The 16,263-nt window shown below is 51.7% G+C and carries 11 protein-coding genes; 7 read left to right on the top strand and 4 right to left on the bottom strand.

All coding sequences use genetic code 11. The annotated features are described in order from the left end of the window. The first annotated feature begins 2 nt into the window (after window positions 1–2). Both AR333_RS08005 and AR333_RS08010 read left to right on the top strand, forming a co-directional pair. Complete coding sequence (locus AR333_RS08005) at window positions 3–851, top strand: DegV family protein (RefSeq protein ID WP_068774741.1); 849 nt, start codon at window positions 3–5, stop codon at window positions 849–851. Window positions 852–866: 15 nt separating this feature from the next. After that, window positions 867–1,712 (top strand): DegV family protein, encoded by an 846-nt coding sequence (locus AR333_RS08010; RefSeq protein ID WP_068774742.1) that lies wholly within the window; start codon window positions 867–869, stop codon window positions 1,710–1,712. Window positions 1,713–1,869: 157 nt separating this feature from the next. On the opposite strand, the gene AR333_RS08015 is transcribed toward AR333_RS08010, so the two are convergent. After that, window positions 1,870–4,047 (bottom strand): 3'-5' exonuclease, encoded by a 2,178-nt coding sequence (locus AR333_RS08015; RefSeq protein WP_068774743.1) that lies wholly within the window; start codon window positions 4,045–4,047, stop codon window positions 1,870–1,872. Window positions 4,048–4,376: 329 nt separating this feature from the next. Here AR333_RS08015 and AR333_RS08020 point away from each other — a divergent pair, with 329 nt between their 5' ends. From AR333_RS08020 to AR333_RS08030, 3 genes are all read left to right on the top strand, one after another. Continuing rightward, entirely contained in the window at window positions 4,377–8,897 is a 4,521-nt protein-coding gene (locus tag AR333_RS08020) for an S-layer homology domain-containing protein (protein WP_068774744.1), read from the top strand. 184 nt (window positions 8,898–9,081) lie between these two features. Next, window positions 9,082–9,642 (top strand): MOSC domain-containing protein, encoded by a 561-nt coding sequence (locus tag AR333_RS08025; protein ID WP_068774745.1) that lies wholly within the window; start codon window positions 9,082–9,084, stop codon window positions 9,640–9,642. A 50-nt stretch (window positions 9,643–9,692) separates the two neighbouring features. Continuing rightward, window positions 9,693–10,196: a metallophosphoesterase family protein gene (locus AR333_RS08030; protein ID WP_068774746.1), complete on the top strand. Its 504-nt coding sequence runs from the start codon at window positions 9,693–9,695 to the stop codon at window positions 10,194–10,196. An 85-nt stretch (window positions 10,197–10,281) separates the two neighbouring features. On the opposite strand, the gene AR333_RS08035 is transcribed toward AR333_RS08030, so the two are convergent. Continuing rightward, on the bottom strand, window positions 10,282–10,629 hold the full coding sequence (locus AR333_RS08035) for a hypothetical protein (RefSeq protein WP_068774747.1): 348 nt from the start codon (window positions 10,627–10,629) through the stop codon (window positions 10,282–10,284). A gap of 376 nt (window positions 10,630–11,005) precedes the next feature. On the opposite strand from AR333_RS08035, the gene AR333_RS08040 reads away from it, so the two are divergent. Both AR333_RS08040 and AR333_RS08045 read left to right on the top strand, forming a co-directional pair. Next, the gene (locus AR333_RS08040) at window positions 11,006–13,486 is read left to right on the top strand and encodes a type IA DNA topoisomerase (protein ID WP_068774748.1); all 2,481 of its coding nucleotides are present in this window, start codon (window positions 11,006–11,008) and stop codon (window positions 13,484–13,486) included. Window positions 13,487–13,498: 12 nt separating this feature from the next. Beyond that, window positions 13,499–14,167, top strand: coding sequence for a uracil-DNA glycosylase (locus AR333_RS08045; RefSeq protein ID WP_068774749.1), 669 nt, complete (start codon window positions 13,499–13,501; stop codon window positions 14,165–14,167). A 188-nt stretch (window positions 14,168–14,355) separates the two neighbouring features. Here AR333_RS08045 and AR333_RS08050 read toward each other — a convergent pair whose 3' ends face one another. Next, window positions 14,356–15,762: a hypothetical protein gene (locus AR333_RS08050; protein WP_068774750.1), complete on the bottom strand. Its 1,407-nt coding sequence runs from the start codon at window positions 15,760–15,762 to the stop codon at window positions 14,356–14,358. Window positions 15,763–16,009: 247 nt separating this feature from the next. Next, window positions 16,010–16,261: a hypothetical protein gene (locus AR333_RS08055; protein ID WP_157338760.1), complete on the bottom strand. Its 252-nt coding sequence runs from the start codon at window positions 16,259–16,261 to the stop codon at window positions 16,010–16,012. Window positions 16,262–16,263 lie beyond the last annotated feature (2 nt).

The following is a 16,263-nucleotide window of genomic DNA, read 5'->3' on the forward strand; positions in this document are numbered from 1 at the left end:
TAGTGGCACCCATCAAAATCTTTACTGACAGCACAAACGATTTAAATCAGGAGTATCTCGATGAGAATAAAATCGGCGTGGTTCCTTTATACGTAATCTTTGGCGAGGAATCCTACCGGGATGGCGTCGATATTACGACAGAAGAGCTTTACCGCAAGGTGGAGCAGACGGGCAAGCTTCCGAAGACGGCAGCCCCTTCACCTGCGGATTTTGACCGTGCTTTCCGTCCTTTTATCGAGCAGGGGTATGATATCGTGTATATCGGACTCTCATCTGAAATGTCCTCGACTTATCAGAATGCGAAGCTGGCCGCCGAATTACTGGAAGAAGAGCGTATCACGATTATTGATTCCCGGAATCTGGCAACAGGCATCGGCATACTCGTCTGCAAAGCAGTAGAAGCTGTCAAACAGGGGGACTCACCTGCTGAGATCGAAGCCCTTATCTATTCATGCATTCCCCGGGTGAGTACCGAATTTATTATCGACACGCTTGATTACTTGCATAAGGGCGGCCGCTGTTCCGGCGTACAAGCTTTTTTCGGCAGTTTGCTCAAGATCCGGCCTGTTGTGCAGGTCAAGGAAGGTAAGATGATCCTGACTTCCAAAGTGCGCGGCAAAAGAGAAAAAGCGCTGGAGCAGCTGATTAACAATACGCTGGATTTCAAACACGCTATGGATCCGGATGTACTATTCGTGACGCATTCTATGGCTAGAGAAGAAGCTGAGCTTGTCCGGAAACAACTGCTTGAAGAGACGGGTGTTAAGCGGGTGGAAATCACGGAAACCGGTTGTGTGGTCTCCAGTCATTGCGGTCCTCAAACCGTCGGAATCGTATTTATTAAATCTTAGAAATGAGGGTCCTCGTTGACAATCAAGATTATTACAGACGGTACTTCCGATTTGCCTAAGGAGCTGGCGCAGGAACTGGACATCACAGTTGTCCCTCTGCTCGTCCGGTTCGGAGATAAAGAAATGACATCGGATATGAGCAACAGCTTGTTCTATGAGATGATGCGCAGTGAGCCGAAGCTGCCTCAGACGGCGAGTCCTTCCCCACATACATTTATGGAAGAATACAGCAAGGCGGATGGAGATATTCTCGTGGTTTGTGTTTCGTCCAACTTGAGCAGCACATACCATCATGCCACTATGGCCAAAGAGCAAATGATTGAAGAGGGCTATACGGGAAAAATCGAAGTTCTGGATTCCCGCTCGGCTTCGCTCGGTCAGGGCATTCTGGCTGTTAAGGCCGCCAAGCTCGCGCAAGAAGGCGTACCCTTCGAAGAACTGGTCGTACAGATGCAGAATACGATAAAGAATCATCATACGTACTTTTTCTTGGATACGCTTGAGAATGTCATTAAGGGAGGACGGCTGGACCGCGTCCGCGGAGCGGTTGCATCCGTTCTTAATATTAAGCTGCTTATGAAAGCCAGCGAAGAAGGCACTCTGGAGCCGTTCGAGAAAGTCCGCGGCACGCAGAACGCTCTCAAACGGCTGCTTGAAAGAGTGGGCGAGAAGGTAAGCGAGACCCGCAGCGATTTCGAGAAAATCATTCTGGGTATAGCTCACAGCAACTGTGAGGAACGTGCGCGCGATGTCAAAGAACAGATGCTGAAGCTGTTTCCCTTTGGCACCGTCGTTATTTCGGAGATGGGGCCGGTCATCGGCACTTATGCGGGTGAAGGCGGCATTCTGATTACTTGCTGATGCGGTGTGATTCTTTACTCATACATCGCTATTCGCGCTGCAGTGATTTGCAGCCTGAAGCACTGAGATGTCCACACACAAGCCCCGGCGCTTATGTGTGAGCCAAAAGAAGGGAAGTCCTGCCCCGCGGCAAGACTTCCCTTCTTTTGTTGTTCAATCATGTTTGGAGCCGGGCGGGGGCCTCCAGAGAGACGATCTCCGGGTCGTCGGTGCAGACAAGCGGAGAAGCATCTAGGGTGTAGAGGACCCACAGTTCATGCAGCGCGCGCGTGCAGCCGACATACAGCAGCTTGGCGTCCTGTACATTGGCGCCATAGTGCTCAGGATCGGCGTCTATCAGCAGCGCCGCATCGAACTCGAGTCCTTTGGTCAAGTACACCGGCACGACCGAGATGCCTCCGGCATACTGCTTCTGGTCCGCCGTAATCCGGCTGGCTTCTATGCCGAGTGATCGGAGCGCGCCGTGCAGCATGGCGGCGTCTTCTTCGGTCCGCGTGATGACAGCGACCGTGTCGTAGTTCTGCTGCAGAAGGTGAGAGATCGCATCGCGCAGAAACTCTGCTTGATGCTCCTTGCCGGTCTGCAGCACTTTAACCCGCTCGCCGCTTCGGAATACCGGCTCGGCGAGCAGACCCGTTCCCACACCGGTGGTGAGAACATGATTGGCGAACCGGATGATTTCCATGGTGGAACGGTAGCTCCGTTCCAGCTCGAAATAAGCCGTTTCGCCTTCTCCGAACAGCGAGGTGAACTCCGCCCAGTCCGTCGTTCCCCGGTAGGCATGGATGCCTTGGGACAAGTCGCCCAGTATCGTAAAGGAATGCTGGCGCGTGTAGTTGTCCAGTACGGCGATCTGGAAGGGGGAGGCATCCTGCGCTTCATCAATGACGACATGGTCGAAGCGCTCGGCACTTTCAATGCCGTATAAGGCGGAATGAATGTAGACAAGGGCAGGCAAATCCTCAGTGCGAACCTTTTTACGCTTGAGCAGCGCTAACGTTTCCTTGACTAATGCCGTGGGAATTTCATTGCGCTGCTCTTCTGTAAACCAGGAGACGTCTGCCTTCGGATCGAATACGTTTTTGTAAAAGGACAGCACATCCGGCTCGGGCCAAGCTTTCAGGAACGTTTTCAAACGCTGGGCAGATTTCGTCTTGCGTTCTTTTTTCTGCTTGGCATCCCATAGTTTATCGAGCTCCATCCCCAGCCAGCGTTTGATGCGTGCGACAACCCGTTCTCTGCGTTTGGCGGGAGGAAGATGCTTGTATTCATCAGAGTACCACGTACGGATCAACCCGGAAGAAAGCCGTTTGCCGTCCCAGGGAAGAAAGTCGGCTTCCGGCAGACAGGAGCTTTCATACTTCAGGAAGCAGTCGTCCAGCAGCTTCATGAACGCCGTAGAGCCTTTCCAGCGTCCGGATACCCCATCATTCAGGTCCGGTCTTGTGGGACCGACAGCGAACCATACCGCACTTTCTTCGTCTGGATCGGCAAGCTCTGCTGTAAGACCCGTCAGTTCAAAAGCCCAGTCCGCGAACGTAGTCTGGCGGATATGCCCGACACCGAGCTCCGGCAGTACGCCGGATATATAATCCAGGAACATTCGGTTAGGCGCAAAAATAATCATATTCTCCGCCTTGACCTGATCCCGGTACTGGTAGAGAAGAAAAGCGAGACGATGCAGTGCAACCGTCGTTTTGCCGCTTCCGGCAACGCCCTGGATGATGAGCGCGGCATTCTTGGCAGACCGGATGATGCGGTCCTGCTCGGCCTGAATCGTGGAAACAATATCACGCAGCTTATTGTCTTTATTCTCGCCGAGACGGTACAGCAGGAATTCATCTCCGCCTGCACCCGACAGCAAATCGCTGTCTCTCTCAAACGTATCGACTACTCTTTGTAGAATCTGTTTGCGAATGACCAGGTTCCGCTTGAGATACACCAATCCCTCCACAATTCCTTCAGGTGATTCGTAAGATGCCTTCTCCTCTCCGCCTGTAAATGAATAAAACATGCTGGCAACCGGTGCGCGCCAGTCAATAACAAGCGGTTCGCCGCCTTCTTCGTCGTCAACGCCGAACTTACCTATATAAAGAGGGGCTGCTCCGACTTTATCATCCGGATGAAAATCGAGCCGCCCGAAATATGGCTCATCAGAAGCCTGGGATAAGGATTGGCGGCCGCTCTCACGGACAGCCTCCAGTGCCTGCTCGGTAAAATCGGGACCCCTGTAGACGGGAATCGCACGAAGTTTCTCCAAGCGGCGGTCCACATTTTGTAAAAGCCGGTTTAAACGGTTTTGTTCTTCCTGATAGGCACTTTGATTCTTGTCCAAAATCAGTTACCTCCTTATGGGAATCGAATTTGTAAAGCTTCACTATGTAGTGCGGGCAAGCGTCCATTCATTGTACCTCTATTACGCATTTTTTCAAACAAAGAGATTTATTCTGACTAACGACTAGGAGAAGTATGAATGTTCTAGAAGATGTTTTTTCTGTTATTTTTGTCTGGATTCATGATTATATAGCCTAGATAAATATTGACCGTTAGTAATATTCATTTCTTTTCTGTATTGACAGCGCCTCCAAAGCAACTTAATCTATACATATTATATTTTATCGCTTAGAACTGCTTTTCTAGGCGACAAACTGGAGGCTGGTCTTTTTGAAGTGGAAAAAGCTCTTATCCGCTGCACTTAGTGCGGCACTTGTTCTTCCCGCGATAGCTATACCTGCTCCAACCGCTCAGGCGGCAGATTTTGAGTATACGCCCCTTCATGTGCAGAATCCCGGCTTTGAGGAGTCAGACGATCTGCCGATGCCCGGATGGAAGGTTACCCCTGCACTGCCTGTGGATAACCTGGAGGTTAAAGTAGCTAAGGACCGTAAATTCTCAGGGAACAACAGTGTGAAGATTGTAGACAACAACGCCAAGTCTGCTCTTGAGGTCAATAGCTCACTTATTCCGGTTGAGGGGGGACAAGCTTATCGGTTGTCGGCTCAAATCTTTGTGGAAAGCAAAAGCGTACGTGCCTATCTCCGCTTTAAGAAAGACGGGAAAGAGCTCTCCAGTGTCAATTTCCTGGCCAATACGCTGAACAGCTGGAAAGAGCTGAACCTGGAAGGTACGGCACCGGATCAAGCGGATACCGCTGAAATTGCTTTTTATATGGGGGGATCGGGAGTAGGTACCTCCGCATATGTCGATGATATTAAACTGGAAAAGAAGAAAATGCTTTCTCCGCTTCCTCTTCCTTACGATGCCCCGGTTATGATCGGTGATGCCGTCCAGTTTGCACTCTCGCAGGCGGCCGCTTACGGCACCGGACCTGACGGATTATCCGAACAGTATGTCACCACACACGGTACCCCGGTCGGTTTTCATGTGGTAGACACAGTGACAGGAGAATTGAAATTTTCCCAGTCCATCAAAAGCTCGGCGGACACGATCTGGGGAGTAGCCCAAGGTTCAGACGGGAATATGTACTTCAGCACTGGCGGTGTCCTTTACCGCTATCTGGTTCAAGAGAAACGTATTGAAGAGCTGGGCGATAATCCGTCCAACAAGCAGGTGTTTGATCTCAAAGCCAGCAAAGACGGCAAGATATATGGCTCCACGTATTCCGCAACAAATATGAGCCGTGTTTTTGAATATGACATCCAGACGAGTAAGTTCCGTGATCTTGGCATAATGAAGGAAGGTCAGCAATATGCACGTGGAATAGGTGTAACCGATGATGCCCTTTATGTAGGTATCGGAACAAGCGCTCACCTGATGCGTTATGACCGAAGGACCGAGCAGATTACGGAGATAACGATTCCAGGTGTTACCGGTACGACCAAGACAATCTCGGAAGTGGATATCAATAACGGCAAACTGTTCGCCTATAGCGGAGAAGATTTGTATGTGATTGATGAGCAGACTGGAAATTTCATCCGTACCATTAATTTTCAATCCAAGCTGTCCCCTCCGTCCCCTCTCAATCCGGATCTGGTTTATTACAAGCTGAAGGGGGAACTGTACAGCTACAGTATAGCCAGGGATGAAATAACGAAGATTGAAGGGATCCCGGAACTCCCCGATGATACAGCTGTAAAAAGTCATGCTTGGGTCACGCCTGCAAGCGGCAAATTTGCAGGAAAGCAGGTATTGGCCGGCATGGCGGCATTCGGTGAATCCTTCCTGTATGATCCGGTTGCTAACGAGTACGAAGTACATGCTGCCGATCTGCCGACATCTGCGACTTCCGTTAATGCGCTTGAGGAATCCGGCGGCTATCTGTACATGGGCGGCTATCAGCGCGGCATGAGCATTTATGATACAAAGACGGGCAAATTTGTGTATGAGAATAAACAGTTCCACCAGCCTGAGGGTATCGGATTTCTGAACGATATGGTTTATTTCGGTACCTACAGCGGAGCGCGCATGTATCGTCTGGATATGACGAAGCCTCTGGATTACAAAGAACTGGAATCTGCCGGGAATCCGGGTCTGGCTCTTGATATAGAAGATTATCAGGACCGGCCGTTTGCAATGACGAGCGGCGATAATAAATTGTTCATCGGAACTTTCCCGGGCTATGGGCAGACGGGCGGCGCGATTACGATTCTGGAAGAAAAACGGAATGCGGACGGTTCTTTTGCCGGAGTGAACTCCGAAACATTCCGTCATTTAGTTCCGGACCAGAGTATTTTCGGGCTGGCGTATTTAAACGGCAACGTGTATGGAGGAACTTCTCTCAACGGGGGACTAGGTACCACCCCTGCGGTAACGAACGCGGAATTGTTCGTATTTGATACAGCGACCAAGAAAGTCACCAAGAGACTCACTCCCCAAATACCAGGCCTGCAAGGCAGAACACGGTTAATCGGTAATCTCTCGATCGGTCCCGATGGTCTTCTCTGGGGGATTATGGACAATACGAAAGATCCGGCAGGAACCGAAGATGCAGGGTATCAGGCGGCGATTTTTGCTATGAAGCCTGACACGCTGGAAATCGTTAAAAGTAAAATCGTTACAGAATCACCTTATAATACAAGTAAATTCCGCCCTTATTATTTGCGCTGGGGGCAGGATGGGCTGCTCTATACGACGATCGGCCGCCAATTGTTCGCTGTAGATCCTGCCGATATGCGCTCTCAAAAAGTTATAGACGGTACCGTTAATCTAATGACACTGGGACAAGACGGCAGCATCTACTATGTCGTCGGTACTAAGCTCTATAAGCTGCCGGTAAAAATTGCGTCTGCGTCCGTCGAGTCTGAGTCCGCAGTTCTTGCGGCTGGCGATACGTCCGCACTTACTGTGAAGCTTACTTATGCTAACGGCAAAGACACATCACTGGAAGGAGCCGGGGGCCATTTGGTCTCCAGCAACCCTGATATAGCAACGGTCGAGGGCGGAGTAGTAACGGCTCATCAGCCAGGAACAACGCAAATAAAAGCAACTGTAAATCTTGATGGGAGAATAGTAGAGGCATCTCCTGTCACAATCACCGTGCTTGAGAATCATTTCACTCAGACGGAGTTTAAAGCGGACGGTACGGTAAGCGGGAGTGTGTATTTCTTAGAACCGCAGGACGGAAGAACCGTTACAGTTGAAGCCCATTCTTCTGAGGATAAGATACTCGCCGCCCATTCGGTGCAAACCGCTACTTATTCCGTTTATGAGGATGGTAAATACCAGTACGGTTTTAATTTCCGGCTAAACTCGGACTATAAAAAAATTCGTTTGCAGGTTAATCAGGACAGCAAGCTATACAGCAAGTCATCTTGGCTTGATCGCAGCTCGGACGCCGGTGGAGGGGGAACAGACCCCGGTAATGGCGGCGGGACAGACCCTGGTGAAGGCGGCGGAACCGATCCGGGCACTGGTGGAACGGACCCCGATACCGGAGGTGGAACTAATCCCGGTGACAACGGAGGGAGTGGCCCGGGCCCGGGTAATGGCAATGGAACTGCTCCGGGCACTGGTGGTGAAACTGCTCCGGGCGGCGGTGGCGGAACGGACCCCGGTACCGTACCGGATGTGTCTAAGACCTTGAAGGTAAACGACAATCAAGGTGTCACAGCGAATGATCTTAAAGCAGCGCTCGCTACTTCTGCTCCGGTTACAATTCTGGCGAAGACTGAGGCTTTGGTGCCCGCATCCGGCTTGCAGGGAGCCGTCGCCGACCTTTTGACGATCCAAACGGATAAAGGAACCTTCGAGCTTGCGCCATCCAAGCTTCCGCTTAAGGAGTGGGCGGGCAAACTCGGAGTTTCTATTGCAGAGCTCCAGCTCCGTTTTAGTCTAACCGAGTCCGCAAAGCGTGTATCGGATGAAGCCGCCCGGGTTGCAATGAAGAATGGCATTGAACTGCAATCGCCTCTTTACGAGTATAGTTTGTCACTCGAAAGTAAGGGGGCCCGGCTGGACATCACTGATTTCGCTCCACTATATATGAAGCGGACGCTGAAGCTTGGCCGGCAGGCTGAAGCCGGCTCCGTTGCAGCCATGTTCAATTCCGATAAGGAAGAGTTTCGCTTTGTTCCCAGCCATGTTGACGGTACAGAGGCTTCATTCTGGAGAACCGGGATGAGCGCGTATGCCATTATCAAGTCGGATAAGACATTTGCGGACCTTAACGGCCACTGGGCTGAACAATCCGTTACTGATGCCGCCCGTAAACTAATCGTTAACGGTGTGTCCGCGAATACCTTTGCACCGGAAAAGAATGTAACGCGCGCGGAATTCGCTGCCATGCTGAGCCGGGCGCTTGGTCTGAGCGCCGGAGCTGATCCGCTTCATGGCTTTACAGATCTGCCGGCAGATGCATGGTTTACCGGTGAAATTTCTTCTGCAGTCCGTGCAGGGCTCGTAGACGGCTATGAGAATGGAACCTATCGCCCTGATCACCCAGTGACCCGTGCTGAAGCGGCGGCGATGGCTGTCCGTGCCCTCAGCTTCACAGGGAAGACAGTCCGCCTGAACCCAGGAGAGGCCCAGCAGCAGCTTCATCCGTTCGCCGACGTTAATGAAGCAGCATGGGCCGCGAATGAACTGGCGGCAGCTGTAAAAGCGAAGCTGCTGGAAGGCCGCGGCGAGGGCCGCTTGCAGCCTATGCAAACGATCACAAGAGCGGAAGCTGCCGTAGTCCTCGAGCGCGTGCTGGAGGGTGCAGGTTTTACAGGCAGCATGCGTTAATCCGGTTTCTGAAACGACTTTCCCGAGAGGAAGTCGTTTCTTTTTTTTTTCGAAAATTAAGCAAAGAATTGCAGTGTGGAGTATATGTGCTCATTTAAGCCATGTGTGTTCCTATGTTATAATGTCGGGAAATAGAGAAAACTGTCTCCTGGGAAACAGTGAATCAAGTCTGGAGTGAACTTTCATGGCCAAAGCCAATGAATTAGGCGCTGTCCTGAGCGCTGTTCTGATTGCAGATCAAGAGGGGTCTTTCATTACAAGAGTATTGGAATCTGCAGAGCTGCAGTTCGGGGGATTGCCCGGAGACCGGCATTTCGGTGTAACGAGCCGTGCCGACGTACGGCAGTCTATGTACCCGCGCGGAACTGAGATTATGAACCGGAGGCAGATCAGCATCGTCTCGGAAGAAGAGTGTGGGCAAATCGCTGCGGCCTTGGGTATTGAGAAGGTACTTCCCCAGTGGCTGGGAGCTAATATGGCGGTTAGCGGGCTAGAAAAACTTACGCAGCTTCCCGCAGGTTCACGGATTCTGTTTCCTTCTGGTGCGGGACTGATCTGCGAAGGGGAGAATGAGCCGTGCGTCTTCCCCGGCAAAGTCATCGCCGAACATTCAGACAATCCCAAACTGGCCGCGAAGTTTGTCAAAGCGGCATGGAAGCGCCGCGGTATTGTTGCTTCTGTTGAATGTCCGGGACTTGTACAGCCGGGTGAGACGGTCCGTATTCTTCTTCCGTCCGCTACTTGAATACGGCAGCAGCCGAATCAATCTATAGTCATCTGGAAGGGGAGACTCCCATGCGAATTGGAATCTTGTCGGATACGCATATGAGACGAGCGGCGGGTAAACTGCCTGAAGCAGTCATACAAGGGTTAAGCGGAGTTGATCTTATTCTCCATGCCGGAGATTGGACAAGTCCTGAGGTCATTGAATGGGTGAAGGAAATCGCCCCGGTGGAATCGGTCCTTGGCAATAATGACGGTCCTGACATTGCACAATATTTTGGCAGAACAAAGATCGTCTCCGCTGGTGGAAAGCGTATTGGCCTTGTTCATGGTGATCGCGGACCTGGCAAATCAACGGAGCAGCGCGCTTTCCTGACGTTTCGCGACGAGCAGCCGGATATTATCGTATTCGGGCATTCCCATATTCCGCACCACGAATATGTAGACGGAATTCTGCTTTTTAACCCGGGCTCTCCTTGGGACAAAAGATGGCAGCCCCGGTTCTCCTATGGCATAATCGCGATTGATGGCGAGAAGATTGAAGCGCAGCACGTTTTTTTTGACAGCAGGGAATAAAGAAGATCATGAATGGTGGATCGAGTAAGCTCCGGGCCTGTGGACAGGTTCGGGGCTTTTCGAATCGTGCGGGAATCCTAAGGGTTTATTTCCATCTGGTTATGACGAAGCCTAAGACCACAACTGTTAATCCGGCATAGGTTTTCCAAGAGGGAATTTCCTTCAGGAAAATATAGCCCATCAGCACACAAATAAAGATCTCTATTCCCTTTGAAATACCAAGCGAGAAAGTTAAATTGCCGGTCGTCTTATAACTGAACTTCACTCCGTAGCCAATCATCATGTTGGCAGCAAAAACAAGCGGAATCATTTTAAACTGAAACCACAGCGTTGTCAGGAATGCCGGATCAATATGCTTGCTTTGATAAGAGAAAATGCTGTTAATCGTCAAAAGTCCCCCAAGCAGCAGGGCTATACCGAAGATCAAATACATAGTGAACCTTCTCCTCTCAGGGTCTGATTAGGGTGTTTCGCTCTTAATGTTTCCTGCGAGCAACAATTTAAACAGAACCAAACTTATACAGTCATGTGCAAAATCCAGACGGAAGAAACGCGGACTTAGAAAAGCTTTAGAGACTTATCCAATTTACAACATTCCGAGGGGTCAACATCCGCATAGCGGAGGCGGTCTGAAGGGCTTTGGGCGCTTCTTAGGGAGGGAGCAGCGGCATCCGTTTCCCTTGCACAGCTTCTCCAGGGCCGATATACTGAGGAATACATGGCAAGCGTATGCCGCCAAAACGTGGTACAAAATAAGTCAATCTCCTAACAGAATTCCAGATAGATTGATAGATTGGAAGAGATAGCCTGTGAAAACTCTTGTGATAGCCGAAAAGCCGGATATGGGCCGCACGATTGCGGCTGTCATCGAGCCCCTAGCGGCGAACAAGCGGACTTATATCGAAGGAACGGACTATATCATTACGTGGGCCATCGGACATCTGATTGAGCTTGCCGAACCGGACAAATATGATGACAAATACAAAAAATGGCGGTTTGAGCATCTGCCTATTATCCCCGATGAGTTTAAGCTGCTCCCGAACCCCCGCACCAAGGACCAGCTGAAGGTCATTGCCGAGCTGGCAAAACAGTGCGGCAGCATCGTAAACGCCTGTGATGCGGGACGTGAAGGCCAGCATATTTTCTCGCTGATCCAGAGGCACCTGAAGCTCAGACATCCCGTCAAACGTCTGTGGATCTCCGACTTGACAGCAGAGACGATCCGGCAGGGGTTCGCCCAGCTTAGGGCCGGGTCCGACTTTGATAATCTGACCAGAGCCGCCAAAGCCCGCAGCGAAGCGGACTGGATTATCGGGATGAACGGGTCACGCGCGTTTACAACTAAGCACAACGTGCTTTTATCCGTAGGCCGGGTGCAGACGCCTGTACTTGCGCTTATCTATGACCGCCAGAAGATTATCGAGGATTTCTCGTCCCTGAAGTTCTACGATGTAGAGGCGTTTTTTACGCAGGAGCAGACCGAATACCGCGGCGTATGGCAGGGAGAGCGGATTACGGACGGGGCCAAGGCGGAAGCCATAGCAGCCAAGGTCAAAGGAAAGACAGCGAGGATCGCTTCTTATGAAGTGAAGGATACCAAAGAATATCCGTTCAAACTGTATGACTTGACGCTGCTTCAGCGGGAATCGAATGCAAAGCTTGGCTTCTCGGCCAAAAAGACGCTGGATATCGCGCAGGCACTCTATGAGAAGCACAAAGTCATCTCCTATCCGAGAACAAACTCGAACTATGTGACGGAGCAGAACATCCCGGAGATGCACAAGACGTTAACCGCTCTCCAGGGGACCTCCTACGATGAATGGGTTAAGCAGGCCAACCGCAATCTGGTTCATAAAAACAACAAAGCGATCTGCAACCCTGCCAAGGTAGAGGATCACCATGCGATTCTGCCGACGGGTAAGAAAGCGGCCGGTTTATCGGCCGATGAGCAAAAAGTATATGACTTGATTGTTCGGCGGTTTCTGTCTCAATTCTATCCGGCAGCGGAGTATAAAGTGCATACTGTTCTGACGGAAGCTGAGAAAGAAATGTTCAAGACGACAGTTAAAGAGCTGCTGCATCTGGGCTGGAAGGTGCTGTACCCGGATTCCAAAAAAGAGAGCAAGCGCAGCAAAGCCAAGGACGACAAGAACAAAGAAGATGAGGAAGCGGAAGAAGAGGAAGTAAGCGAGCCCTTTTCATTGGATGCGTCAAAGCCGGCTTATTGCAAAGATTCTTCTGCCAAAGAAAAAGAAACCCAGCCGCCCAAAGCTTTTACGGAAGGCACCCTGCTTAAAGCGATGGAAAGTGCGGGTAAACAAATAGAGGACGAAGAGCTCCGGGATGCGATGAAGGATTCCGGACTCGGAACGCCTGCAACGAGAGCGGCAACCATTGAACGCCTTAAGCATGTCGGCTATGTGACGATGCAGGGGAAGCGGATCACGCTGACGCTCAAAGGAAGAACCGCTGTCGAACTAATCCGCGGGGCGGGTATTGAGTTGTTAACATCTCCTGAGATGACTGGACAGTGGGAGAGAAGACTCAATGAAATCTCGCGCGGACAGGCATCGGATGAAACCTTTATGCTTAACGTCAAGAAATTCGCCTCGCTTATTGTGGACAAAGTGCGCGTACAGCACAGGGCTTCGCGCACGGCCTTCGAGAACGAGGAGCCCGCTCAGAAGTCTCCAGGCAGAGGTGCGGGCGCGAAAACAGCCCGCGCTGCCGCAAGCAAATCGGCTCCCGGGACAGGGAGATCGAAGGCGGCAGGAGGGGGCGCAAGGACGCCATCACGTGACAGCGCAGCTGCTGCCGGCGGCAGGAGCGCTGCTTCAGGTGCCGCGGCTGCGCAGAAGACAAGCCGCCGCTCTCAACAGGCCTCGCAAAGCGCTGCCGGCCAAGCAGTAACCTCCGTTAATAACGGAGGGAGGATCGCCGGTGTGAGGGGCGGCACTGAGGTCTCGGGCAGTTCTGCCGCCTCAAGTGCAGACGGCGGCCGCCGGGGCCCGGAAGGCCCGCGGGTTGTCGGGGCTTGTCCGAGACAAGGCTGCGGCGGGACGATTTTTATGGGGAAGAAAGGCTACGGCTGCTCGCATTACAAGCGAGGCTGCGGCTTTGTCATATGGAAGGACAGTTTCGGTCGGAGCTTGACGGATGCGCAGGTGAAATCGCTGCTGGAGAAAGGCAGGACTGCGAAGCTGAAAATCGTCCAGGAAGGCAGGGGCGAAATTTCGGCTCGGCTTGTTCTAGCTGATCCGGCTACCGGAAGGCTTGCCGCCGAGGAATAGGGGGGAAACGCCATGAGTGATCTGATTAACGACTGGAAGGATTATCTCCAAGCTGAATTCGAGAAGCCTTATTACGGCGAATTGATGCAATTTCTTGCGGAGGAGTACGAGGAACATACGATTTATCCGGAGAAAAAAGATATCTTTAACGCGCTGAATTATACACCGTTTAAGGAAGTTAAAGTAGTTATTCTGGGCCAAGATCCGTATCACGGGCCGGGACAGGCTCATGGCTTGAGCTTTTCGGTTAAACCCGGCATACCCTTGCCTCCTTCCTTGAGGAATATGTTCAAGGAGTTACGAGAGGACCTGAGCTGTGATCTGCCTGACAGCGGTTATTTGAAGCCATGGGCGGATCAGGGCGTGCTGCTGCTGAACACGGTTTTGACGGTGCGCGCAGGTGAGGCTAACTCCCACAAAGGCAAAGGCTGGGAGACTTTTACGGATAAAGTGATCGAAACGATCAGCATGAAGACGGACCCTGTATTATTTATTTTATGGGGGAGCCATGCCCAGTCCAAAGTAAAGCTTATTGATACAAGCAGGCATGGGGTCATTCGTTCTCCTCATCCGAGTCCGCTTTCCGCACACCGCGGATTTCTTGGCAGCCGGCCTTACTCCAAGGCGAATGCCTGGCTCGAAGAGAGGGGCTTGTCTCCGATCGACTGGTGTCTGGCGTAGTGAGATACAGACTGTGATAAGCAGGCTGATACTATCCGTGCCTATCCGAGCTGAAAAGCAAGAACAGAAAAGCAAGAACAGAAAAGCAAGAACAGAAAAGCAAGAACAGAAAAGCGAGAACAGAAAAGCAAGAACATCTTAAAGGCACCTCCTTGACAACGCGGAGGTGCCTTCAGGCTCTCTATAGGTCAAATCAGGAAGATGGCGACCACAGTCGTAACCGCAAGACCGATCAACACCGGTTTGAGGTTGCGGCGCGCGAGATCGAACGGATCGACGCCGCAAATAGCAGCGGCCGGGATGAGCGCCCACGGAATGAGCGTACCTCCTCCCACCCAAATAGCGGCTACCTGGCCGAGTGCGGTAAGAGTCTCTGCCCCGGCTCCAAGGGCAGCCGAGAATAGGTGGGCGACAGAGCCGGCCAGCGAGATTCCCGAGAAGCCGGAGCCGTCGAGTCCGGTAATCGCGCCGACCGCAGTCAGTGTGACAGCACTGACTGCCGGTTGTACCGGCACATGATGTGCCAGCGCCAAGCCCAGATCATTGACGATGCCCTGGGAACCTGCCGGCAGGACGTTGCCGAACAGCTCCAGCAGCGCGGCATCTCCGAGATAGAAGAATGCTGCGATGGGAATAACGGGACCGAATACTTTAAACCCGAAATGGAAACCGTCCACCAGGTAAGAGGTAGATTTGCCGAATCCCTCCTGCCGGTGAGACAACATCGCGACCAGGAGCAGGATTAGGGCCGCCGTTCCGCCGATCAAGGCGGTTGCCTCTCCGCCCTGCAGCCGGTAAGCGTACATGGTTGTGATGTCGGCGAGGAAGAGAAGCGGAATAAGAACCGCTAGAGTTCTCCGCTTCCTCACAGGGAGGAGAGGGATTCCTTTCATGGAAGAGCCGCTGATTCCGGGAACCGCTGACTTCATGGCACTGGCTGGCTTAAGAACACCTCTTCTGAGGTCGCTGCGCAGAAACCAGAACGCAAGCGCCGTCGTAACCGTTCCCATCACAATTACGAGGGGAATGGAGGCAGTGATAACGCTCCCGACAGGGAGACCGGCTGCATCGGCCGTTAATGTGGGAGCCGCTTGTATGACGAAATCGCCGGAGAGAGCAATGCCGTGACCGAAGAGATTCATGGCAACTGCAACTCCTATGGCAGGCAAACCGACCCGAATGGCAGCGGGAAGGAGAACCGCGCCTATCAAAGCGACAGCAGGGGATGGCCAGAAGAACCACGACACGATCATCATGATGATACCGATGATCCAGTAGGCGGCTGCGGGACTGCGGATAAGCTTGGTTACCGGAGAAATCATAGTATCGCTTACCCCCGACAGGGATAGCACATGGCTCATGCCGACGATAATTGAAATGACGAGGATCGTGGGAAGCAGTTCTTTCATGGCATAAATTAAGCTTGTGAAAATACCCTCGACGGATTGGCTCACCGATCCGGTGGCGGCCAGACCGATGAGTAGAATGCCGATTAGACAAATCGGCGTTGTATCTTTACGAAAGATCATAAATCCGATGATAAGCGCAATAAACAGCACGTAGACCCCATGCAAACCCATCAGCTCTACACCCACGAGAATCCCTCCGTAATTGGGCTGATATCCTGTACTGCTACAATCTATGCATCCATGCAGCAAAGGTTCATGCCAGAGGGGGCCAATACTTATAAGGTTAGGGCTGCGCTGAGTTTAAAAAGGGCTCTAAATATAAACAAACCGGTCATGAAGGCCTTGCGGGGCTTCAAACCGGTTTGCTTTTGTTTTTTTATATAGGGTCAGCTATTTTTCTCTATTAGTGTGGGCAGGAATTTAGAAGCGGGGGTTATCTCGGCATTTCGTTGTTGCTTTCGACTTTGGAGCTGAATTCACATTTTTCACGGGAGTATACGGTTGAACCGTTCTGGATGCTGGAGCGGATCTTCACTTGCTCCTTGTTGTATTTTTCAATGTAGCCGCATCCGATTTGGACGTATACGTCATTGCCATCCATTCCCCAAATATACACTTCACTTCGAGTTAATGCAGCAGCAAACAATTCAATATCGGTTTCCAGTAGTCTCGTTCCATAAATCATCT

It is taken from the genome of Paenibacillus sp. FJAT-26967 (assembly GCF_001541095.1).
In the GTDB taxonomy this organism is placed as follows: Bacteria; Bacillota; Bacilli; order Paenibacillales; family NBRC-103111; genus Paenibacillus_F.